Origin of the sequence: Clostridium cuniculi, from assembly GCF_004353185.1 — a bacterium.
GTDB lineage: Bacteria > Bacillota > Clostridia > Clostridiales > Clostridiaceae > Clostridium > Clostridium cuniculi.
In genome coordinates this window covers 30,266-53,265 of record NZ_SMUS01000022.1, presented here as the reverse complement: position 1 = coordinate 53,265, position 23,000 = coordinate 30,266, and the positions used below count along the sequence as shown (strand labels likewise).

Here is a 23,000-nt window from a genome sequence, read left to right as displayed (position 1 = left end):
ACAATAACAAATTATAATATCGAAACAAATTAGGATATCAAGAGTTTGTTATTAATATAACGAAAAATATAAAGGGAAGATATAAGTTGAGTTAGTTTTATTAAAATTTAAATAAAAAAAATAAATAAGGTAATAATGAAAAAATGTCAAAAAAAATTAAAAGATGATGAAAATGTTATCATACTTGAAAAAAGTGGGGTTTAATACAAATTAAAACTAGTGATAAAAAATATAATAAAAAAAGTTTTAAAAAAAGTTTGACAAAAAATAAACAATTGAGTACAATAAGGGTGTGGACAAGTTAAAGAATTAACAATCAAAACAAAAACTTAACAAAGTCCCTGAAAATTAAGATATCAATGAAAATTACTATAAATATTGATTATTTAGGAGGATGTAATAAATGAAAGTTACAAACGCTCAAGAATTAACAGCAAGAATTAAACAATTAAGAGAAGCACAAAAGAAATTCGCTACTTATACTCAAGAACAAGTAGATGAAATCTTCAGACAAGCAGCTTTAGCAGCTAACCACAACAGAATTAAGTTAGCTAAGATGGCTGTAGAAGAAACTGGAATGGGAATAGTTGAAGATAAAGTTGTAAAGAACAACTTTGCTGCTGAATATATATATAACCAATATAAGAACATGAAAACTTGTGGAGTTTTAGAAGAAGATAAAACAAGTGGAATTACTAAGGTAGCAGAACCAATCGGGGTTATATCTGCTATAGTTCCAACAACAAACCCAACATCAACAGCAATATTCAAGTGTTTAATAGCTTTAAAAACTAGAAATGCTATCATAATCTCTCCACACCCAAGAGCTAAGAATTCTACAATAGAAGCTGCTAAAATAGTTTTAGAAGCTGCAGTTAAAGCAGGAGCTCCAGAAGGAATAATCGGATGGATAGATCAACCATCAGTTGAATTATCACAAAACGTTATGAGAGAATCAGATATAATATTAGCTACAGGTGGTCCAGCAATGGTTAAGGCTGCTTACTCATCAGGAAGACCAGCTTTAGGGGTTGGAGCAGGTAATACTCCAGCAATCATTGATGAATCAGCTCACATTAAAATGGCTGTAAACTCAATATTACTTTCTAAGACATTCGATAATGGTGTTATCTGTGCATCAGAACAATCAATCATTGTTTTAGAAGAAGTTTATGATGAAGTTAAGAGAGAATTAGCTGAAAGAGGAGCATACATCCTTAAAGGTGAAGAAATAGATAAAGTTAGAAAGATAATCTTAAATGAAAAAGGTGGATTAAATGCTGACATGGTTGGTCAATCTGCTTGCAAGATTGCTAAAATGGCAGGAGTTAACGTTCCAGAAACAGCTAAAGTTTTAGTTGGAGAAGTTACTTCAGTTGAATTAGAAGAACCATTCTCACACGAAAAATTATCTCCAGTATTAGCTATGTACAAAGCTAAATCATTTGAAGAAGCTTTAGATAAAGCAGATAGATTAATCGAATTAGGTGGTATGGGTCATACATCAGTTCTATACACTGATCAATTAAAGAACAGAGATAGAGTATTAACATTCGGAGAAAGAATGAAGACTGCTAGAACATTAATTAACATGCCAGCAGCACAAGGAGCTATCGGAGACTTATTTAACTTCAAGTTAGCACCATCATTAACATTAGGATGTGGATCATGGGGAGGAAACTCAGTTTCAGAAAACGTTGGTCCTAAGCACTTAATTAACGTTAAGAGCATTGCTGAAAGGAGAGAAAATATGCTTTGGTTTAGAGTTCCAGAAAAAACTTACTTCAAATACGGATGTTTACCAGTAGCTTTAGCTGAATTAGGTGAAATGGGTAAAAAGAAAGCATTCATCGTAACAGATAAAGTATTATTCGAAATGGGATATACTAACAAAGTTACAGAAGTTTTAGAAGCAAACGGAATCCAATATAAAATATTCTCAGATGTTGAACCAGATCCAACATTAAGATGTGCTAGAGCTGGTGCTGCAGAAATGACTAGCTTCCAACCAGATGTTGTAATTTCACTTGGTGGTGGATCAGCTATGGATGCTGCTAAGATTATGTGGGTTATGTACGAACATCCAGAAGTTAACTTCCACGATTTAGCAATGACATTCATGGATATAAGAAAGAGAATATACAAATTCCCAACAATGGGTCAAAAAGCTATGATGGTTGCTATAGCAACTTCAGCTGGTACTGGATCAGAAGTTACTCCATTCGCAGTTATAACTGATGAGCAAACAGGAGTTAAATATCCATTAGCTGATTACGAACTAACTCCAGATATGGCTATAGTTGATGCTGAATTAATGATGACTTCTCCTAAGGGATTAACAGCTTGTGCTGGTATCGACGTATTAGTTCACTCAATTGAAGCATATGTATCAGTAATGGCTTCAGAATACACTAACGGATTAGCTTTAGAAGCAATCAGATTAGTATTCAAATATTTACCAGATGCTTATAATGAAGGTACAACTAACATTAAAGCAAGAGAAAAAATGGCTCATGCATCTTGTATGGCAGGTATGGCATTCAGTAATGCATTCTTAGGAATTAATCACTCAATGGCTCATAAGCTAGGTGCATTCCATCACTTACCACACGGTATGGCTAACTCTTTAGTTATGAAAGAAGTTATTAAGTTCAATGCTACTGATGCTCCAACTAAGCAAGCAGCATTTGCTCAATACAAATATCCAAATGCAGCATGGAGATATGCTAAAATAGCAGATCACTTAGGATTAGGTGGAAACACTGAAGCAGAAAAAGTTGAATTATTATTAAAGGCTATAGATGAATTACAAAATAAAGTAAATATGCCTAAGACAATTCAAGAAGCAGGAGTAAGCGAAGTTAAGTTCTTCGAAACAATAGATGAAATGGTTGAGCAAGCATTCGATGACCAATGTACAGGAGCTAACCCAAGATATCCATTAATGTCTGAATTAAAAGAAATGTATATCACTAGCTATTATGGAAGCGATGCTAAAAATGAAGCTAAAGCTGAAGCAGCTCCAAGCAAAAAAGAAAAGAAAAATAAATAATCAATATTATATATTTTGAAAAAGTCCTAGCAAAAGCTAGGGCTTTTTTTATGCTAGATTTGTTCTTTATTTTAAGGTGAAGTATGAAATGAAAAGATAAAGTTTTAGGAAGATGAATGCGTATATTTTAATATTACTTTTAGAAGTGGAGATACTAATATAAATGCAATAACTTCTTTAAAAAAATATAAGTTTAAATTAAGAGTGGGAATTGTAGCCATAAAGAGGTATAATTAATAAAAGGGGTATAAAAGAGCAGTATCTTATTGTGATATATGCTCTTTTTATCCTAATACTTGTATTTTTTATATATTCTAGGATGAAAGTATTTATTATAACTATAAATTAAATAATATATATCTATAATATTTATAAAATGAAAAGATATATTTTTAGATAATTGTGCTATAATATTCACAATAAAAATACTAGGAGATAAAATTTTGGGAAAGAAAGTTTTTAAATTAAGTGAGTTTTCGTTATTTTCACAAGTAAACAAGAATACAATTTTTAAATTAAATGAAATTTGTTTTGTGAAAGAGTTAAAAAAGGGAGAGCATTTATTTAGAGATAAGGAAGTTATAAAGAACATATATGTAGTTAAAAGTGGAAAGGTTGCTCTATATAAGCAAAGTGAATCAGCTCAAAAGAAAGTAATATTTATTTTAGGAAAAGATACTATAGTAAATGAGGTAATAATTGATGATTTACCATCATCTATTAATTGTGAAGCCTTTGAGAAGGCAGAAATTTTATGTTTTGACAGAATGCTGTTTTTAGATATTATGAAAGATGATTTTGAACTTTCTAAAATAATTATTAATTCATTAGCAATGAAAGTTAGAAGATTATATAGGCAGGGTAAAAATTCTATTCCAATAAAAGTTGAAAAAAGAGTTGCAGCTAAGTTATGGAAATTGTCAAGAGATTATGGAATAGAAATTGAAGAAGGTACATTAATTGACTTAAATATAACTATTACATATTTAGCAGATATGTTTGGAGCACCTAGAGAAACAATATCAAGAGCTTTAAAAATTTTAAATAATGAAGGTTTAATTATTAATAAAAATAAGAAAATAATAGTTCCAGATAGAGATAAGTTGGTAAAATTTTTCAAAGAAAATTAAATTTTATTACCGAAAATTACTAAACAAAGAAAATTAATAAGATGTGATAAATGTCACATCTTTTTTTGGTGAAAAAAAATATAATAAAATCATAGATCTTGTTAATGAATTAACAAGAAAGTGAAAAAATAAGCTAAGAGGTGTTTTAGATGGGATATAAACTTAACTTAGAAAATATGAATTTAGCTTTAAATGAGTTAAAGAAAACATATAAAATCTATGCTCCAAAAGTTTTTGTTGGTGCAGGGACTTTTTCTGATACTGATAGAGTTAGATATGGGGAAATTGAAAGTTTTGAAGAAATAGAGTTTGATAAGAAATCAAGTTTTTCATATAAAGAAACTATTTTACCTACAAGACAAACTTTATTTTTCTTTACAGAAGATGAGTGTAAAGAAGCTGAAGTTGATGAAAGACCAGCTTTAATATTCTTAAGAAGTTGTGAAATACATTCTTTAAAGAGAATAGATGATATTTATTTAAGAAATGGATTCGAAGATATATATTACAAAAAAATGAGAGAGAGAGCAAAGTTCGTTTTAATTGGTTGTGAAAAGAGCTTTGAAAATTGCTTCTGTGTAAGCATGGGATCAAATAAAACTGATGAATATAATGCATACATTAAAGTTGATGGACAAGATGTATATTTAGATATTAAGGATGAAGAAATTGAAAATATAATATCTTCTATAGAAAAAGAAAAAAAGGAAGTTAAACCAGATTTTGTTACAGAAAATCCAGTTAAGGTTAATATTCCAGGAAATTTAAGTTTAGAAGTTATGAAATCTACAATGTGGAATGAATACAATGAAAGATGTATAACTTGTGGTAGATGTAACTTTGTCTGTCCAACATGTACATGCTTTACTATGCAAGATATTACATATAAAGATAATAAAAACGCAGGTGAAAGAAGAAGAGTTTGGGCTTCATGTCATGTAGATGGATATACAGATATGGCAGGTGGGCATAGCTTTAGAAAAGAAAAGGCTCAAAAAATGAGATTTAAGACTCTTCATAAAGTATATGATTATAAGAAAAAATGGGGATATCACATGTGTGTTGGATGTGGTAGATGTGATGATATTTGTCCAGAATATATCAGTTTCTCAACAATTATAAACAAGTTAGAAGATGCTATGAACGAGGTGAAGAACAATGACTAAGAATGAATACATACCATTTAGATCAGAAATTTTAGAAGTAATTGAGCACACTCCAATTGAGTATACTTTTAGAATGGCTTATAAAGGTGATGTTAAACCTGGTCAATTCTTTGAAGTATCATTACCTAAGTACGGAGAATCACCAATATCAGTAAGTGGAATTGGAGAAGATTTCGTTGACTTAACAATAAGAAGAGTTGGTAAAGTTACTAATGAAATATTTAAGAACTATGTTGGAGATAAGTTATTCTTAAGAGGACCTTATGGAAAGGGCTTTGATATAGAAAATTATAAAAATAAAGAAGTAATAGTAGTTGCTGGAGGAACAGGACTTTCACCAGTAAGAGGAATAGTAGAATACTTCTCAAAGAATAGTAATGACTGTAAGGGAATGACTCTTATTACAGGATTCAAGTCACCAGAAGATGTTTTATTTAAAGAAGATATGAAAGTTTGGGAAAAGACTATGAACCTTATATTAACAGTTGATACTGCAAAAGAAGGTTATGAAGGTAAAGTAGGATTAGTTACTAAATATATTCCTGAATTAGAAATCAAAGATATGGATAATGTACAAGTAGTTGTTGTTGGGCCTCCAATGATGATGAAGTTTACAGTTTTAGAATTCTTAAAGCTTGGAATAAAAGAAGAGAATATCTGGATTTCTCAAGAAAGAAAAATGTGCTGTGGAATAGGTAAGTGTGGACACTGTAAGATAGATGATACTTATATTTGTTTAGACGGTCCAGTATTTAATTATACAGTAGGAAAATCTTTAATTGATTAGGAGGAAGTAATTAATGGATATCAATACTAAAAAGCTTAAAAAGAATGCTTTTAGAGTTACAAAGCATAGAGGAATTACAGCTTCAAGAATAAGAGTACCTGGTGGACATTTAAATGCTAAATACTTAGGTCTTATTCAAGAAATTGCTGAAAAATACGGTAATGGAACAGTTCATTTAACTACAAGACAAGGTTTTGAAGTTCCAGGAATAGATATGAAGGATATGGACAAGGTTAATGAATTACTTCAACCAATCATTGAAGGATTAGAAATTAATCAAGAAATTCCAGGTAAGGGATATACATCAGCAGGTACAAGAAATATAAGTGCTTGTATAGGTAATAATGTCTGTCCATTTGCAAATTATAATACAACTAATTTTGCAAAAAAAATAGAAAAAGCAATATTCCCACATGACTTACACTTTAAAGTTGCATTAACAGGATGTCCTAATGACTGTATGAAAGTTAGAATGCACGACTTTGGTATTATAGGAATGACTGAGCCACAATTAGATGAAAGCAAATGTATATCTTGTGGAGCTTGTGTTAGAGCATGTACTAAAAAGTCTACAGCTGCTTTACATGCTGAAAACTACACACCAGTAAGAGATCATAGCAAATGTATTGGATGTGGTGAATGTGTAATTAACTGCCCTACAGGAGCATGGACTAGAAGTAAAGAAAAGTATTATAGATTAGCTATAATGGGTAGAACAGGTAAGAAAAATCCAAGATTAGCAGAAGACTTTATAATTTGGGTAGATGAAGATAGCATAATTAAAGTAATTCAAAATACTTATAAGTATGTTACTGAATATATAGATAAAAATGCACCAGGTGGTAAAGAACACATTGGTTATATAGTAGATAGAACAGGATTTGAAGAGTTTAAGAAGTGGGCATTAGACGGAGTTACTCTTTCAGATAAGGCTATATTAAAGAATAACATATATTGGAGCGGAATTAAGTATCCAAATACTTAATAAGAAAAAGCAGTAATGTATCATTAAGATACATTACTGCTTTTTTATATTAGTATAATTGATTACTTAAGTAAAGCCAGATTTAGAGCTTAATTTAAATTTAATTATATAAGATTCATATAATTAAATAACGTTACATAAGAATAGTATAGAAATTAATAAATGAAAGGCAGGGAAAAGTTATGAGAAAATTTATTGAAAATATAATGGTAATAGTGATGGTTATGTTTAACTTAACAATGGTTATGTGTAGTAGTATTTCACAAAAAGATATAGAGGAAATGAAAGAGATAGTTGATAAGGTATTATCATATGATGGAGATTATGACGATGAGGTTAGTGAATATATAGATAGTCAAACTTTTAATGAATCTAATTATGTAGTATTTTATAGTTATTATATAGGCGATATAGTTTTAAATAAATATGAAAGTGAAGTTATTGGAGTTACGAAAGAGGATGGTAAATATAATTTATGCTTATTGATAGATATGGAGGCTCAAGCAACAACTTTAGAAAGTGATGGGGTAGAGCAAGGTTATGATACAGCAGAAGGAAATGATGTTCCAGTAGAAGTTGTACTGACAAAAAAAGAAGGTAAATTTTACATTGAAAGCGTGAAAGAATATGATAGTTTGAAAATTGCACAAAATGAAAACAAAAATTTTATAAAAAATTAATAAAAATATCTAGCAATATATAACATGGTGTATATTTCTAAGATGCTATAAAGTAAGAAAATATGCGAAAATTTCATTGTAATATTAGTGGTGAAAAAGGAAATAAAATCTTAACAATAAAAGATAAGGTATGTAAGGAGGTAATCTACTATAATAAAAACAGACAAGCTATGATATAACTGTAACTGGCGGCGTTAGTGAAAGTAAAAAGTACTTTGAACTAATAAGATATTGGGCAGAATTAAACTGTTCGAAAAAATAAAAAGGAGTGGTACAGATGAAAAATAAACTAATTGCTAGTATAGTTACATTATCTTTAATAGGGGGAGTTGTTACACCAACTTTTGCAGCTACTAAGGAAGCTTCTCTAGAAAAATCAAATAAGTGTAGTATATCAGGAAGTTTACTTCAAGGAGTAACTTTTAAAAAAATATGGTGGGGTAATTGTTCAGGCGGAATAATAATTATTGGAGGCACAGTGGACAAGCCTAATCATGATGGAAATAACAATAATAATAGTAACAATAATGATAATAATACTGTTGTTCCACCAACAGGAGATACGGAAACACCAAATGTTCCTAATAATCCAAGTATAGATGAAACGCCAGGAGATACAGTTGTTCCACCAACAGGAGATACAGAAACTCCTAGCACACCAGATACACCAACAGTAGATGAAACGCCAAGTGTTCCAGAGGAGACACCAAGCGTTCCAGAGGAGACACCAAGTACTCCAGATACACCAGTAGTTGATGAGACTCCGGATAATTCAACAGAGGATAACTCAACTAATGCAGATACGAACTTTATGGCTGCTGTAGAACAAGCTATATATAATAAAGTAAATGAAGAAAGAGCTAAGGCAGGAGTTCCAGCGTTAACATATAATAATACAATGCAAAAATATGCTAGAATTAAATCTCAAGATATGGGAGATAATAATTATTTTAGTCATGAAGACTTAAATGGAAATCTTATAACAACTCAAATGAAAAATGATGGAGTATCATATAAAGCATGGGGAGAAAATATAGCTTATATTGGTGGTAATGTAAGTGCAGATGCCTTAGCGCAACAATTTATGACTAACTGGATGAACTCATCAGGTCATAGAGCAAATATTTTATCTACTAACTTCTCAAGCATAGGAGTTGGAGTATATAAGATAGGAAATAAAGTATATGCTACGCAAGAGTTTTATAGATAGTAAATATTATTAAAAAATGAAAATTTAACTTCTATAATAAGAATATATATAAATACTAATAATCCAAAAGAATAGTACAAGCTATCATAGATAGTAGCAGAGAGAAAAGGAGGATTCAAAATTGAATCCTCCTTTTTGTGTATAATATTTTTATAGTAACAGAGGAAAAAGATTATTTTATGGTATTGATGAAAGTAGAAATGTAAAATAAAAAATAAATGAAAAGAATAAATAGAACTACATAAAAATATTTTAAATATAGTTACAATAATTGTATAATATACTTAATAACCAATTTTTAGCAGTTGTTATTTGTAAAAAAGTAAAAGGAATTAAAGTGTAATGAGATTTTGTAAAAAGGTTTTATTGTCTATTATAATGGTAGTTATTTTAATGCTAGTTGGATGTTTTGGTCCCGGTGTTGCAGATTATAATTATAATTTATCTGGTGATTTTAAGTTATATCATGCTGGTACGACTGATATAGCGGATGAAGGAAATTCATCAAAAATAATAATAGAAGATGTTGGGAAAGTAGCTTGGAATAATAGTTTTATATGTGTAGAGGAGTTAAGTAAAAGTGATACCTATTGGATTATAGATGTTTCTAGTAAAGAAGTTTTAGGAACTTTAACATATTCTAGATTTGAAGAATTAAGAAAGGAATTTGGTATAGAGGATTTAGAACTTAAAAACCCTCGTGAGTATAATGAAAATAATTAAGTAAAATGGATGTTGCTTAAAGAAAATAAAATACGAATATTATAAAAAGTCAGTTTTGGCTTTCTTTTTATTTATCTTATAAAACAATAAAATTGGAAATATATATACAATAATAAAGATAAAAATAACAATGAGATAATATTTAATTAAAATTTTGTTATATCATATAGGAAGTTAAAAAATAGAAGCTTTAAAATCTTACCATTATATGAGTAAATATATGTAGAATATTATGGTATACTTATAACTAATATAAATACTTTGAGGTGAAAAAATGAAACCATTAGCAGATTTAATTAGGCCTACACAATTAAGTGAAGTCTGTGGTCAACAACATATATTAGGAGAGAATAAAATTTTAGATAGAATAGTAAAGAGTGGTAGAATTTCAAATATGATATTTTATGGACCACCAGGAGTAGGAAAAACTACAGTAGCAAATATTATTGCAGAAAAAGCTGGTAAAAGGTTTTATAAGCTTAATGCAACTAATGCTTCATTAAAAGATATTCAAGAGATAACAAAGGAGTTAGATACCTTTTTAGGTGTTAATGGTGTAGTGCTTTATTTAGATGAGATTCAGAATTTTAATAAAAAGCAACAACAATCACTTTTAGAATATATAGAAGATGGTAGAATAACATTAATTGCATCCACTACAGAGAATCCTTATTTTTATATTTTTAAGGCTTTGCTTTCTAGATCAACTATATTTGAATTTAAACCTGTAGAAGAAGAGGATATAAAGAAAGCTCTTAATAGAGCCATAGCTATTAAAAGTAAAGAGTATAATGAAATAAAACTAGATGTTAAGGAAGAAGCTATAGATTATTTGGCTTCTTATTGTAATGGAGATGTGAGAAAGGCTATTAATGGCTTAGAAATTGCATTAAATTCAACTAAACCTAATAGTGATAAATTTGTAGTAATTGATTTAAGTGTTGTTAAGGATTCAACTCAAAGTAAGGTAATTTCTTACGATAATGATGGTGATGCACATTATGATATACTTAGCGCATTTCAAAAATCAATTCGTGGTAGTGATGCAGACGCTGCAATTCATTATTTGGCTAGACTTGTTAAAGCTGGTGATTTAATATCTATTTGTAGAAGACTTCAAGTAATTGCTGCAGAAGATATTGGATTAGCATATCCACAAGCAAGTTTAATAGTTAAATCATTAGTAGATTCTGCTAGAGAATTAGGATTTCCAGAAGCTAGAATTCCACTTGCAGAGGCTACAATACTTTTAGCAACAAGTCCAAAGTCAAATTCAGCATATTTAGCAATAGATTCTGCATTGAATGATTTAGAAAATATGACTATAGGTGATATTCCTAACCATTTAAAAGATGCACATTATAGTGGTGCTTGTAAAATGGGAAGAGGGGTTGAATATAAGTATCCACATAGTTATCCTAATCATTATGTACATCAACAATATTTACCCGATAATATAAAACATAGAACCTATTATGAATATGGGGACAATAAGTTTGAAAAGGCCACAAAAGATTATTGGGATAGAGTTAAGAAGTAGAAAAATAATTTAATAACATGGGGGAAGAAATGATGAAAAAAGATAAGTATAATGATTATTTACAAATTTTAAAGGAAGAGTTAGTACCTGCAATGGGATGTACTGAGCCTATTGCAATTGCATATGCAGCAGCTAAGGCAAGAGATGTTTTAGGGAAAATACCGGAAAAAGTTATAGCAAAATGTAGTGGAAACATAATTAAAAATGCAATGTGTGTAACAGTACCTAACACTGGAGATTTAGTAGGGATTAAAGCTAGTGCTATTATTGGTGTCCTAGCAGGGGATTCAAGTAAGGAATTAGAGGTTATTAGTGAAGTTAAAGAAGAACATATAATAGAAGCTAATAAGCTTATGAGTGAAGAGTATTGTTTTGTTGAAAGGTTAGATACAGATATTCAGTTACATATAATAATGGAAGTATATTCAGGAGAGGATAGTGCAATAGTAGAAATAAAATATGCACATAACAATATTTCTAAAGTAATTAAAAATGGTGAAGTATTATTTGAAGGGAATGAAGATCCAAGTAAGTATCTAGGAGTATTTATTGATAGAAGCATTTTAAATGTTAATGATATATTTGACTTTGCAAATAATGTAGATATTAATGATGTAAAAGAATTATTAGATAGACAAATTGAATATAACATAACAATAGCAGAGGAAGGCTTAAAAGGAGAATATGGAGTAGGTATAGGAAAGATGCTTATGAAATGTTATCCGAACTCTATTGTTACTAAACTTAAAGTTTATGCAGCATCAGCTTCAGAAGCTAGAATGAGTGGAAGTTCATTGCCTGTTATGACTAATTCAGGAAGTGGAAATCAAGGTATGGCAACTTCAATTCCTGTAATAATATATGCAAGGGAAAAAGGATTGTCAGAGGAACAATTATATAGAGGGTTAATATTCTCTAACCTTATGACAATACATCAAAAAACTGGAATAGGGAGACTTTCAGCCTTTTGTGGAGCTGTAAGTGCAGGATGTGCTAGTGGAGCGGCAATTACATATTTAGAGGGTGGAACATTAGATCAAATTAATAAAACTGTTGCAAACACTTTAGCTAATATTTCAGGAATAGTATGTGATGGTGCAAAAGCATCATGTGCGGCTAAGATTGCTACAAGTGTTGATGCAAGTATGATGGGCCATTATCTTGCTATGGAAGATCAAGGTTATAGTCCTAAAACAGGTATTTTAAAAGAAAGCATTGAAGAAACAATAACTGCAGTAGGTAGATTAGGAAAAGAGGGAATGAAGGAAACTGATAAGGAAATCTTAGACATAATGCTTGAAGAGTAATTTATATTAAAAAAATTTGTTTTATCTTAATAAAAATTAACTAAAAAACTTGACATAAAAAAGTTTTTTTTATTAAATTAAAAGTTGAATTAAATCATTGTTGACAAAAGCAGAGTGATTTAGTAAGATATAAATATAAAGCAGAGCAAAAAAGTCTGAATAAGGGGTGAGAAAATGAAATTATCAACTAAAGGAAGATATGGAGTAAAGGCCATGGTTGAGCTTGCGATACATTATGGAGATTCTCCCCTATCAATAAAAACTATTTCGCAAAGACAAGGAATATCTGAATATTATTTAGAACAGTTATTTTCTCCGCTTAGAAAAGCAAAACTTATAAATAGTATAAGAGGTGCTCAAGGAGGATATATACTAGGAAGAGAACCAAAAGAAATTAAGGTTTCAGATATAATGCATGTACTTGAAGGTCCTATAGAGATTGCTGATTGTATTGAAGGGGTTGCCTGTAATAATATAGATTGTTGTGCAACTAGACTTTTATGGACTAAAATAAAAAATAGTATAGATGAAGTTATGGAAGGCGTAACGTTACAAGATATAGTAGATGATTATAATAAAATTAAAGAAAAAAATGAAGCATTAACATTACAGAGGAGTGAATAATATATGAAAACAGTATATATGGATTATGCGGCTACCACTTTTGTGAAGCCAGAAGTTTTAGAAGAAATGCTACCATATTTTACAGAAAAATTTGGTAATCCATCATCTTTTTATGGAATATCAAGAGAAACAAAAATGGCAATAGATAAAGCTAGAGGGCAAGTTGCTAATGCTTTAAATTGTGATATGAGCGAGGTTTACTTCACAGGGGGTGGATCTGAGGCAGATAACTGGGCAATTAAAGGTATTGCATCAGCACATAGAAAAAAAGGAAATCATATAATAACTACTAAAATAGAACACCATGCAGTTCTTCATACTTGTGAATATTTAGAAAAAAACGGTTTTGAAGTAACTTACTTAGATGTCAATGAAGAAGGATTTATTGATTTAGAAGAATTAAAAAATGCAATAACAGATAAGACTATTTTAGTATCAATTATGTTTGCAAATAATGAAATAGGAACTATTCAACCTGTAAAAGAAATAGGTGCAATTTGTAGAGAAAGAAAAGTTTTATTCCATACAGATGCAGTTCAAGCAGTAGGAAATGTTCCGGTAGATGTAAAAGAAATGAATATTGACCTTTTATCTTTAGCTGGTCATAAAATATATGGACCTAAGGGAATAGGAGCTTTATACATAAGAAAAGGTGTAAGAATAGACAACTTAATCCACGGTGGTGGTCAAGAGAGAGCTAGAAGAGCAGGAACTGAAAATATTGCAGCGGTTGTTGGATTAGGTAAAGCTATAGAGTTAGCTACAAAAGATTTAGAAGCTCATATGGAAAGAATTTCAGCTCTTAGAGATAAGCTTATAGATGGAATATTAGAAAAAGTTCCATACTCATATTTAAATGGACCAAGAGGGGATAAGAGATTACCTGGTAATGTAAATGTAAGATTTACTTATATAGAAGGTGAATCAATTTTATTATCATTAGATTTTGAAGGAATATGTGCATCAAGCGGAAGTGCATGTACGTCAGGATCATTAGACCCATCACATGTACTTTTAGCAATAGGTTTACCACATGAATTAGCTCATGGATCATTAAGATTAACATTAGGTGATGGATCAAGCGAAGAAGATGTTGATTATGTTTTAGAGGTGTTACCTGGAATTATACAAAGAATAAGAAATATGTCACCATTATGGAGTGATTTTGTTAAGAAGGGAGAAAAATAATTATGATATATACAGATAAAGTTATGGACCATTTTAGAAATCCAAGAAATGTAGGAGAAATTGAAGACGCAAACGGTATTGGAGAAGTTGGAAATGCTAAGTGCGGAGATATAATGAGAGTTTATTTAAAAGTAGAGGATAACATTATTAAAGATGTTAAATTCCAAACTTTTGGATGTGGATCAGCTATAGCTTCATCTTCAATGGCTACAGAAATGATTAAAGGAAAAACTTTAGAAGAAGCTTGGGAATTATCAAATAAAGCTGTTGCTGAAGCTTTAGATGGACTTCCACCAGTAAAAATGCACTGTTCAGTATTAGCTGAAGAAGCTATACACAAAGCAATAAATGACTATAGAAGAAATGCTGGATTAAGCACTGAAGGATGGGAATTCGAAGAAACAGATCATGATGAATTACATGATGCAGTACACGGACACGAATAAAAAACTTAAGGTGTGATTTGATGGAAAAGAAGAAAAAAGTAGTTATAGGTATGAGTGGCGGAGTTGATAGCTCCGTTGCTGCTTACCTTTTAAAAGAGCAAGGCTATGATGTTATTGGTGTTACAATGCAAATATGGCAAGAAGATAAAGATTATACAGAAAGAGAAGGTGGATGTTGTTCACTTTCAGCTGTAGATGATGCAAGAAGAGTTGCTAATAAAATTGGTATTCCTTTTTATGTAATGAACTTTAGAGATAGCTTTAAAGAAAAAGTTATTGATTATTTTGTTCAAGAATATATAGATGGAAAAACACCAAACCCATGTATAGCATGTAATAAGCACTTAAAGTTTGATGAGTTATTAAGAAAAGCTCAGGGAATAGGTGCTGATTATGTTGCAACAGGCCACTATGCTAAAATTGAACAAGATGAAAATGGAAGATATCTATTAATTCGTTCAGATGATGATAGAAAAGACCAAACATATGCATTATATAACTTTACTCAAGAGCAATTAGCACATACTCTTATGCCTTGTGGAGAATACACTAAGGATAGAATAAGAGAAATTGCTAAGGAAATTGGATTATCAGTATATAATAAAAAAGATAGTGAAGAAATTTGTTTTATACCAGATAATAATCATGGTAGATACATAAGTGAAGCTAGACCATTAGAGGTTGTTCCAGGAAATTTTGTTGATAAAAACGGAAATGTATTAGGACAACATAAAGGAATAGTTTACTATACTATAGGTCAAAGAAAAGGGTTAGGAATAGCGCTTGGAAGACCTGTATTTGTAACTGATATAAATCCTAAAACTAATGAAGTTGTATTAGGTCCAGAAGAGGATATATTTAAGACTGACTTAGTTGCTAAGGATGTTAATTTTATTCCATTTGATAAGCTTGAAGAGCCAATAACAGTTGAAGCAAAGGTTAGATATTCAGGAAAACCAGCAGAAGCGGTTATTTCACCTTTAAGAGATGGAAAAGTTAAAGTTAGCTTTAAAGAAAAACAAAGAGCAATAACAAAAGGTCAATCTGTTGTTTTCTATCAAGGAAACAAAGTTGTTGGTGGAGGAATTATTGCTGGCATAATATAAATAAAAAAATCATAGCTATTTTAGCTATGATTTTTTTATTTTTTCTTGGAGTATATATTATTCTAAAGTATCGTTGAGCATTTTTATAACATAATTAGGCAAAGCAAATGCCCCTTTATGTATATCTGTATTGTAGTATTTTGTATCTAATCCTAAAGAGTTCCATGATTCAGAGTTTAAATCAGCCACAGGATCTAATACTTTTGAAGCAAAACAGAATATCATATGACCAGATGGATAGGTTGGCATATGGTATTGATATGCTTTGCAAATATCAAATAATTTATTTAATTTGCCATAAGATCTTTTCATCTCGTAGGCATTATTATCATAATAAGGACTTTCACATTGATTAATTAATATACCTTTTTCAGTTAATGCATTAAAGCAATTAGTATAAAATTCAGTTGTAAATAGACCTTCACCAGGACCGATAGGATCTGTTGAATCAACTATGATTAAATCGTATAAGTTCTTTTTATCTTTAACAAATTTAATTCCATCTTCAAAATATAAATTAACTCTAGGATCATTTAATTTACATGATGTAAAAGGTAGATACTCAATAGAAGCTTCAACAACTAGCTTGTCTATCTCTACCATATCTATATTAACAATATTATTATATCTAGTTAATTCTCTAACGGTACCGCCATCACCAGCACCAATTACAAGGACATTTTTTATATTTGGGTTTGTAGCTAACGCCACATGTGTTATCATTTCATGATAAATGAACTCATCTTTTTCAGTAACCATTGTCCAATTATCAATAACTAATACTCTACCAAATTCGTAGGTATCTATTATGTCTATTTTTTGAAAATCACTTTTAGCAGAATAAAGATGATTTTTTACTTTCATTGAAAAGTTAACATTTTCTGTTTGATTTTCAGTATACCATAATTCCATATTCATCTCTTTAAACCTCCATCTTATGAGTTATTGTTAAATTATTATATTCACCATTGCCAAAGGTTCTAATTTTATCAACTAGCCCTCTAGAAACTTCTGTAGATTCACTTCTATCTGCACTTAATGCCTTTTCAAGGTATTTAAATCCTTTCCAAGGATTGACGCTATCACTACAGGTAAATAAATCTACTGATGCATAACCATATTCTGGCCATGTGTGTATTGTAAGATGTGATTCTTGTATTATAACTGCACCACTTACTCCCCAAGGATTGAATTTATGAAAACAGCTAGTTACTATAGTTGCGTTTGCTTCTAAAGCAGCTTGATTCATATGTTTTTCAATAGCCTCATGATCCTTTAATAATTCTTTGTCACAGTTGTAATACTCCACTAAAATGTGTCTTCCTAATTGTTCAATATTCATAATAAAAACCTCCAATAATTTGATTTACATCCATCCAACGGATAAGTATTTTCTTAATAAAAATGCGGTGTTCATAAAACCTCCTATAAAAAATATTCGAAAAGTTTAGTAATACTAAATTTATAGTTAACTATTACTAATACAAGAGTAATTTTACAATTTCAAATAAAAAATGTCAATATTTTCTTAGAATATTTTTTTAGGTGTATATGGTGAAGCTTGCTTAAAATATAATTAATAAACAAAAAACCACAATAATTTATTATAATTATTGTGGTTTGTAGTATTAAAAATTTATATAGATTTTATAATAGTTGAATATTTGCAGCTTCGCATTGTTTATGAGTATATTCATCCCAAATAGAAGCTTGTACTTCGCCTATGTGAGCTTTTCTTAAAAAGAACATACATATTCTTGATTGACCGATTCCACCACCCATAGTTAAAGGAAGTTTTTCTTCTAATAATGCTTTATGGAATGGAAGATTACGTCTGTCTTCACATCCAGATTTCTGTAGTTGATATTCTAAGGCCGCTTTATCAACTCTAATACCCATAGAAGAAAGTTCTATAGCAGAGTTTAATAATGGGTCGTAAAATAAAATATCTCCATTAAGTTTCCAGTCATCATAGTCAGGGCTTCTTCCATCATGCTTTTCGCCAGATTTTAACTCATCTCCAATGCCTAATATAAATACAGCTTTATGCTCTTTAGTAATAGCATTTTCTCTTTCTTTAGATGTTAGAGAAGGATACATATCTTCTAATTCTTGTGAAGTAACAAAGGTAATATCTTCAGGTAAAATCTTTTCAATAGATGGATATTCACTAGAAACAAAATCTTCTGTTGATTTAAATACAGAAAATATTTTTCTAACTGTATCCTTTAAAGTATCTATATTTCTATCTTCTTTAGTAATTACCTTTTCCCAATCCCATTGATCAACATAGATAGAGTGTATATTATCTAACTCTTCATCTCTTCTAATTGCATTCATATCTGTATATAAACCAGATCCAGCTTCAAATTTATATCTATGAAGAGCGAATCTTTTCCATTTTGCTAATGAGTGAACAATTTCTATATTACTATCTTCAATTGCTAACATGTCAAAGCTTACAGGCCTTTCGACTCCATTTAAATTATCATTTAAACCTGAGCTATTTTCAAGGAATAATGGAGCAGAAACTCTTGTTAAGTTTAAAGCTTCAGCAAGTTTAGTTTCAAAAAAGTCTTTAACTTTTTTTATTGCTATTTCTGTTTCTATTAATGATAAGTTAGATTTGTAGTTTTCAGGTATGAAAACTTTAGATTTTAATTCTTTTGTCATAAAAACAACCCCCTAAATAATATAAAAAAACCTTTCATCCTAAAAAATATAGGACGAAAGGTAAATTCCGCGGTACCACCTAATTTGCATAAAGCCTCTTTATCAGTGCTAAATTTAAATATAAATTTAAGACTGTCCCATTGTAACGGTAGGGTCCCGTCTAAGTCTACTAAGTGAGATAAGTGAGATTCCAAATTTTAATTTGGCAAATGGAACTTACAACTTTGACGTAAGGAAAAGGTGTTTCCTTTAAAAAATCTCAACTGTTCGGTTAGAAGCTCAGGAACGTTTTTCATTAAAACTAATCTTATAAGGCTTACACCATCCCTTACTCGCTTAAAGATATCATTAAAATTACTCTTTCCATCAATGCCTGTTAATTATCTTATGTTATTAATAATAATATAATAAAATATTCTGGATGTAAATATATAAAAAGCAAAAAAATAAGCAAATATATATAAAATATAGATAAAATTCACATAATATTTTACTTTTACTCATATTTATTATAGAATTATAATTCGAACTAATACAAATTAATATTTATAAATTTTAAATGAAGGAGAGAAAGCATATGAAGAAAAGTAAAATTAATTGGCAGAAAATTTTAAGTTATTTTGTTATAATAACATTAGTTTCTACAATTGTATTTTTAGTTTTTGCAATTAATAAGGCACCAACAGTTGCAGATCCTAACCAGCCATTTATTCGTATAAAAAGTGATTATGCTTTAATGCTGTCGCAATGTATTTTAGGGGTAGTTGCAATGTTACTACCAGGAATGTTAGAACATAAGTTAAGAATTGAAATACCATCAAATATGTTAATTTTATATACTATATTCTTATATTCTGCAATATATTTAGGTGAAGTAAAGAGTTTTTATTATAATGTTTCAAATTGGGATAATATTTTACATACATTTAGTGGAGCAATGATAGGTGCATTAGGTTTTTCAATTGTAACTTTATTAAATAAGACTGAAGAGGTTCCTATGAATTTAAGTCCTTTATTTGTAGCCTTATTTTCCTTTTGTTTTGCAGTAACTCTAGGAGTTGTTTGGGAATTTTATGAATTTACTTTTGATGGTTTGTTAGGTCTTAACATGCAAAAGTTTGCTTTAGAAAATGGTACACAGTTAATAGGAAGAGCTGCTTTAACGGATACTATGATAGATTTATTTGTAGATGCAGTTGGAGCATTAATTATAAGTATAATAGGTTATATTTCATTGAAGTATAATAAAGGTTGGATAGAAAAACTTCAAGTTAGAGTTAGAAAATAGAAATTTAACAAAAGTGAAATAAATTGTGAATTTTGCAATTTATTTTACTTTTTTTTATATGTTTGTTGGAATTATTTTCAACAACAGTATATAATTATAATAAGAATTTGTAAAAATAAGAGGAGGATCATAAATGAGTTTGAATTGGAGTTTGAAAGAGTTATATCCATCATTTGAAAGTCAAGAATTTAAAATTGATATGGATAAACTTACAAATAAAATTAACGAAGTTAATGAATGGGCTAATGAGATCGTAAAAGATAATAATGATATATTAGTAAAGTTGGAAGAGTATATAAAGAGATATTCAAAGTTAACTGAATTAATTAGTAAAATAGGTGCCTTTATAGAGTTAAGTATTAGTGTTAATACAAAAGATACAGAAGCATTAAGATATTCTGATATATTTGAAAAAAAGTTAACTTATATGGTTGAGGCTTCAACTAAAGTAGAAAGGTATATAAGTACTATTGATAATATTGAACATATAATTGAAAAATCAGAGTTACTTAAAGCACATGAATATGTATTAAAAAGTATTGTGGAACAAAGCAAGTATTTATTAAGTGATAAAGAAGAAAGCATTATTGCAAATATGAAAAATACAGGCTCTAATGCATGGAGTAAGCTTAAGGATAATTTAATATCATCACTTATGGTTGAAATTAAAGAAAATGATGAAGTAAAAGAGTATCCATTAACAGTAGTATTAAATATGGCAGAGGATAAATCAGAGGAAGTAAGAAAAAGAGCTTATGAAGCAGAAATAGCATCTTATAAGAAGATAGAAGAGGGAGTTGCAGCTGCTCTTAATGGAATAAAGGGAGAAGTATTAACAGTTTGTGACTTTAGAGGGTATAAGTCACCTTTAGAAAAAACTTTATTAGATTCAAGAATGGATGAAGAATCATTAAATGCAATGTTAGATGCTATGAAAGAAAGCTTACCTGTTTTTAGAAAGTATCTAAGAAGAAAAGCAGAAATGTTAGGACATAAAAATGGATTACCTTTTTATGATTTATATGCTCCAATATCAAATGCTGATATGAAATTTACATATGATGAAGGAGCAAAATTTGTAGTTAAAAACTTTAGAACATTTAGTGATAATTTAGGAGATTTTGCCCAAAAGGCTATAGATAACAATTGGATAGATGTAGAACCTAGAGAGGGGAAAGTTGGAGGAGCATTTTGTGCTGGACTTCACTTTATAGGAGAAAGTAGAATATTGCTAAATTATGGTGGTAGCTTTGGTGATGTAGTTACTATGGCACATGAACTTGGACATGGATTCCATGGAGAATGCTTAAAAAATGAAGCAATACTTAATTCAGAGTATCCAATGCCTATAGCTGAGACAGCCTCTACATTCTGTGAAACTATAATAAAAAAAGCAGCAATTAAGGAAGCCAATAAAGATGAAGCTTTAGCTATATTAGAAGCTGAAATCTGTGATTGTACACAAGTAATAGTAGATATTTATTCAAGATTTTTATTCGAAAAGTCAGTTTTCGAAGCAAGAAAAGAAAGTGCATTAACAGTTAGTCAAATAAAAGAATTAATGTTAGAAGCACAAAGAGAAGCTTATGGTGATGGTTTAGATCCAGAATATCTACATCCTTATATGTGGGCATGGAAGCCACATTATTATGATGCAGATTATAATTATTATAATTTCCCTTATGCATTTGGATTATTATTTGCAAAGGGATTATATGCTGAGTATTTAAAGAAGGGTGAAAGTTTTACAAGTGAATATGAAAGACTTTTATCAATTACAGGAAAAAATAAAATTGCAGATATAACAAAAGAAGTTGGTATAGATATTCATAACAAAGAATTTTGGAGAAATTCATTAAAAACTATAGAAGAAGATATAGAGAAATTTATTGAACTTAGTAAATAATATTAAGGTATGGAGGAAAATTTATGGATATAAAGTTAGATGAGAAAGAAGTAATTATTATTTTAGATGCATTAGTAGAAGCATTAGCTTTTGATAACAATGCAGATGATATAAAGGTTGTTTATAATAAAATTGTAAAACAAACTAATATGGATAAATATGAAATGCTAGGATAACTTAACTATAAAACAAAAGTAACTAACTTAGATATCTTTAATGATAAAAAGTTAGTTACTTTTTTTTATATTCTATAATGTAATTAGTTTAAAAAATATATAAGATATAAAAGTTATATAGACATAATATATACCTAGAAATATAGTAAAAAACAATATAATAATTTTACTATGCTTAAGAAAGTTTTGAAGCCTTGAAATAACTATATCAAAAGTCCAAAGTTTATTTTCTAATAAACTTTCTTTTATTAATAATGGTGAATAATTAACATTTTTATTTATTTTATTTTTTATATAATAAGGTAAATCCTTAGCGGTTACAATTGGAGTTTCTAATGAATAATCTTCTTTTACAACACAGTTTTCTTGTGGAATAGCAATAATGTTAGTTATTGGTATATCACAAGATAAGATGTCTTGCAAAATAGTATAACATTTCAAACATTCTTCAGATATAGAATTTATCAAACTAAGATCTACTACTGTGTCATCTTTGTATTTACTATTATTTAAGGATAGTACCTTAGGAATATTAAATTCAGTATAATCATCATAAGCATAATTTAATGTTTTAATGGCAAAAATACCACCATTAGTAATTACAAGCTCATCTATAGAGCAAGAATCATCATCGTTACTTTCTAAATATATGTTATTTAATATAATACCATCATTTTTTAATGATTTTAAACAACTTGAAACTTTATAAGAATTACGTATTTTGTTATAAATATAATTTAAATCAGTATAAATTTTATTATAAATGTTAAATTTTATTGCAGATAAATGCATTAAATAAATAAAATATATAGTTGCTAATATATTAAAGTTAATATGAAGTAAGTAACCAATACTAATAATTAAGAATGGAAATCTTAAAAATGGCTTTTTAAAAATAAAAATAAATATTTTAAGTATTGCTTTAATTAAAAAAAATAGCATATAAAATATTAATTTTATAATTAGCCAAATAATATTTACTAAAACAAGCAACATTGAGATAGCCTCCTTTA

Annotated in this window: 21 protein-coding genes; 17 read left to right on the top strand and 4 right to left on the bottom strand. The window is 29.2% G+C overall.

Annotated features, from left to right (window positions below; all coding sequences use genetic code 11):
- Positions 1 to 403: 403 nt before the first annotated feature.
- The 14 genes from adhE to mnmA all read left to right on the top strand — a co-directional run bounded on the left by adhE (position 404) and on the right by mnmA (position 15,944).
- Complete coding sequence (gene adhE, locus EJJ37_RS12065) at positions 404 to 3,052, top strand: bifunctional acetaldehyde-CoA/alcohol dehydrogenase (RefSeq protein WP_133015831.1); 2,649 nt, start codon at positions 404 to 406, stop codon at positions 3,050 to 3,052.
- A gap of 443 nt (positions 3,053 to 3,495) precedes the next feature.
- A complete protein-coding gene (locus EJJ37_RS12060) occupies positions 3,496 to 4,182 on the top strand; it encodes a Crp/Fnr family transcriptional regulator (protein ID WP_243124886.1) in 687 nt (228 codons plus the stop codon).
- A gap of 149 nt (positions 4,183 to 4,331) precedes the next feature.
- The gene (gene asrA, locus EJJ37_RS12055; protein WP_133015829.1) at positions 4,332 to 5,348 is read left to right on the top strand and encodes an anaerobic sulfite reductase subunit AsrA; all 1,017 of its coding nucleotides are present in this window, start codon (positions 4,332 to 4,334) and stop codon (positions 5,346 to 5,348) included.
- Positions 5,341 to 6,135 (top strand): anaerobic sulfite reductase subunit AsrB, encoded by a 795-nt coding sequence (asrB, locus tag EJJ37_RS12050; RefSeq protein ID WP_133015828.1) that lies wholly within the window; start codon positions 5,341 to 5,343, stop codon positions 6,133 to 6,135. The genes asrA and asrB overlap by 8 nt, the downstream gene beginning before the upstream one ends.
- Before the next feature lie 13 nt (positions 6,136 to 6,148).
- Positions 6,149 to 7,120, top strand: coding sequence for a sulfite reductase subunit C (gene asrC, locus EJJ37_RS12045; RefSeq protein WP_133015827.1), 972 nt, complete (start codon positions 6,149 to 6,151; stop codon positions 7,118 to 7,120).
- A gap of 182 nt (positions 7,121 to 7,302) precedes the next feature.
- Positions 7,303 to 7,800, top strand: a complete 498-nt coding sequence (locus tag EJJ37_RS12040; protein ID WP_133015826.1) for a hypothetical protein — start codon at positions 7,303 to 7,305, stop codon at positions 7,798 to 7,800.
- 277 nt (positions 7,801 to 8,077) lie between these two features.
- Positions 8,078 to 9,010 carry a CAP domain-containing protein gene (locus EJJ37_RS20680; RefSeq protein WP_193553926.1) on the top strand — a complete coding sequence of 311 codons (933 nt, stop codon included), beginning with the start codon at positions 8,078 to 8,080 and terminating at the stop codon, positions 9,008 to 9,010.
- A gap of 342 nt (positions 9,011 to 9,352) precedes the next feature.
- Positions 9,353 to 9,733 (top strand): DUF3997 domain-containing protein, encoded by a 381-nt coding sequence (locus EJJ37_RS12030; protein ID WP_133015825.1) that lies wholly within the window; start codon positions 9,353 to 9,355, stop codon positions 9,731 to 9,733.
- A 274-nt stretch (positions 9,734 to 10,007) separates the two neighbouring features.
- Positions 10,008 to 11,273: a replication-associated recombination protein A gene (locus tag EJJ37_RS12025; protein ID WP_133015824.1), complete on the top strand. Its 1,266-nt coding sequence runs from the start codon at positions 10,008 to 10,010 to the stop codon at positions 11,271 to 11,273.
- A 29-nt stretch (positions 11,274 to 11,302) separates the two neighbouring features.
- Positions 11,303 to 12,580: an L-cysteine desulfidase family protein gene (locus tag EJJ37_RS12020; protein ID WP_166484760.1), complete on the top strand. Its 1,278-nt coding sequence runs from the start codon at positions 11,303 to 11,305 to the stop codon at positions 12,578 to 12,580.
- A gap of 174 nt (positions 12,581 to 12,754) precedes the next feature.
- The gene (locus EJJ37_RS12015) at positions 12,755 to 13,204 is read left to right on the top strand and encodes an RrF2 family transcriptional regulator (protein ID WP_133015823.1); all 450 of its coding nucleotides are present in this window, start codon (positions 12,755 to 12,757) and stop codon (positions 13,202 to 13,204) included.
- Between the two features lie 3 nt (positions 13,205 to 13,207).
- Entirely contained in the window at positions 13,208 to 14,392 is a 1,185-nt protein-coding gene (nifS, locus tag EJJ37_RS12010) for a cysteine desulfurase NifS (protein ID WP_133015822.1), read from the top strand.
- A gap of 2 nt (positions 14,393 to 14,394) precedes the next feature.
- Complete coding sequence (gene nifU / locus EJJ37_RS12005) at positions 14,395 to 14,838, top strand: Fe-S cluster assembly scaffold protein NifU (protein WP_133015821.1); 444 nt, start codon at positions 14,395 to 14,397, stop codon at positions 14,836 to 14,838.
- A gap of 20 nt (positions 14,839 to 14,858) precedes the next feature.
- Positions 14,859 to 15,944: a tRNA 2-thiouridine(34) synthase MnmA gene (gene mnmA / locus EJJ37_RS12000; protein ID WP_133015820.1), complete on the top strand. Its 1,086-nt coding sequence runs from the start codon at positions 14,859 to 14,861 to the stop codon at positions 15,942 to 15,944.
- A 57-nt stretch (positions 15,945 to 16,001) separates the two neighbouring features.
- On the opposite strand, the gene speE is transcribed toward mnmA, so the two are convergent.
- From speE to asnA, 3 genes are all read right to left on the bottom strand, one after another.
- Positions 16,002 to 16,856: a polyamine aminopropyltransferase gene (speE, locus tag EJJ37_RS11995; protein WP_133015848.1), complete on the bottom strand. Its 855-nt coding sequence runs from the start codon at positions 16,854 to 16,856 to the stop codon at positions 16,002 to 16,004.
- A gap of 10 nt (positions 16,857 to 16,866) precedes the next feature.
- Complete coding sequence (gene speD, locus EJJ37_RS11990) at positions 16,867 to 17,280, bottom strand: adenosylmethionine decarboxylase (RefSeq protein WP_275547954.1); 414 nt, start codon at positions 17,278 to 17,280, stop codon at positions 16,867 to 16,869.
- Between the two features lie 311 nt (positions 17,281 to 17,591).
- On the bottom strand, positions 17,592 to 18,617 hold the full coding sequence (asnA, locus tag EJJ37_RS11985; RefSeq protein ID WP_133015818.1) for an aspartate--ammonia ligase: 1,026 nt from the start codon (positions 18,615 to 18,617) through the stop codon (positions 17,592 to 17,594).
- Between the two features lie 577 nt (positions 18,618 to 19,194).
- Here asnA and EJJ37_RS11980 point away from each other — a divergent pair.
- From EJJ37_RS11980 to EJJ37_RS20280, 3 genes are all read left to right on the top strand, one after another.
- Positions 19,195 to 19,905 carry a DUF2238 domain-containing protein gene (locus tag EJJ37_RS11980; RefSeq protein WP_133015817.1) on the top strand — a complete coding sequence of 237 codons (711 nt, stop codon included), beginning with the start codon at positions 19,195 to 19,197 and terminating at the stop codon, positions 19,903 to 19,905.
- A gap of 133 nt (positions 19,906 to 20,038) precedes the next feature.
- The gene (locus EJJ37_RS11975) at positions 20,039 to 21,811 is read left to right on the top strand and encodes a M3 family oligoendopeptidase (RefSeq protein WP_133015816.1); all 1,773 of its coding nucleotides are present in this window, start codon (positions 20,039 to 20,041) and stop codon (positions 21,809 to 21,811) included.
- A gap of 23 nt (positions 21,812 to 21,834) precedes the next feature.
- On the top strand, positions 21,835 to 21,987 hold the full coding sequence (locus tag EJJ37_RS20280) for a hypothetical protein (RefSeq protein ID WP_166484759.1): 153 nt from the start codon (positions 21,835 to 21,837) through the stop codon (positions 21,985 to 21,987).
- 72 nt (positions 21,988 to 22,059) lie between these two features.
- Here EJJ37_RS20280 and EJJ37_RS11970 read toward each other — a convergent pair whose 3' ends face one another.
- Entirely contained in the window at positions 22,060 to 22,983 is a 924-nt protein-coding gene (locus tag EJJ37_RS11970) for an NERD domain-containing protein (protein ID WP_133015815.1), read from the bottom strand.
- Positions 22,984 to 23,000: the final 17 nt, after the last annotated feature.

Coding starts and splice junctions, on each gene's coding strand:
- EJJ37_RS12015 (WP_133015823.1), top strand. CDS start 12,755: ATGAAATTATCAACTAAAGGAAGATATGGAGTAAAGGCCATGGTTGAG.
- asnA (WP_133015818.1), bottom strand. CDS start 18,617: ATGACAAAAGAATTAAAATCTAAAGTTTTCATACCTGAAAACTACAAA.
- asrC (WP_133015827.1), top strand. CDS start 6,149: ATGGATATCAATACTAAAAAGCTTAAAAAGAATGCTTTTAGAGTTACA.
- EJJ37_RS12030 (WP_133015825.1), top strand. CDS start 9,353: ATGAGATTTTGTAAAAAGGTTTTATTGTCTATTATAATGGTAGTTATT.
- asrA (WP_133015829.1), top strand. CDS start 4,332: ATGGGATATAAACTTAACTTAGAAAATATGAATTTAGCTTTAAATGAG.
- EJJ37_RS11980 (WP_133015817.1), top strand. CDS start 19,195: ATGAAGAAAAGTAAAATTAATTGGCAGAAAATTTTAAGTTATTTTGTT.
- mnmA (WP_133015820.1), top strand. CDS start 14,859: ATGGAAAAGAAGAAAAAAGTAGTTATAGGTATGAGTGGCGGAGTTGAT.
- speE (WP_133015848.1), bottom strand. CDS start 16,856: ATGGAATTATGGTATACTGAAAATCAAACAGAAAATGTTAACTTTTCA.
- nifU (WP_133015821.1), top strand. CDS start 14,395: ATGATATATACAGATAAAGTTATGGACCATTTTAGAAATCCAAGAAAT.
- EJJ37_RS12040 (WP_133015826.1), top strand. CDS start 7,303: ATGAGAAAATTTATTGAAAATATAATGGTAATAGTGATGGTTATGTTT.
- EJJ37_RS20680 (WP_193553926.1), top strand. CDS start 8,078: ATGAAAAATAAACTAATTGCTAGTATAGTTACATTATCTTTAATAGGG.
- EJJ37_RS11970 (WP_133015815.1), bottom strand. CDS start 22,983: ATGTTGCTTGTTTTAGTAAATATTATTTGGCTAATTATAAAATTAATA.
- EJJ37_RS11975 (WP_133015816.1), top strand. CDS start 20,039: ATGAGTTTGAATTGGAGTTTGAAAGAGTTATATCCATCATTTGAAAGT.
- nifS (WP_133015822.1), top strand. CDS start 13,208: ATGAAAACAGTATATATGGATTATGCGGCTACCACTTTTGTGAAGCCA.
- EJJ37_RS20280 (WP_166484759.1), top strand. CDS start 21,835: ATGGATATAAAGTTAGATGAGAAAGAAGTAATTATTATTTTAGATGCA.
- adhE (WP_133015831.1), top strand. CDS start 404: ATGAAAGTTACAAACGCTCAAGAATTAACAGCAAGAATTAAACAATTA.
- asrB (WP_133015828.1), top strand. CDS start 5,341: ATGACTAAGAATGAATACATACCATTTAGATCAGAAATTTTAGAAGTA.
- EJJ37_RS12020 (WP_166484760.1), top strand. CDS start 11,303: ATGATGAAAAAAGATAAGTATAATGATTATTTACAAATTTTAAAGGAA.
- EJJ37_RS12025 (WP_133015824.1), top strand. CDS start 10,008: ATGAAACCATTAGCAGATTTAATTAGGCCTACACAATTAAGTGAAGTC.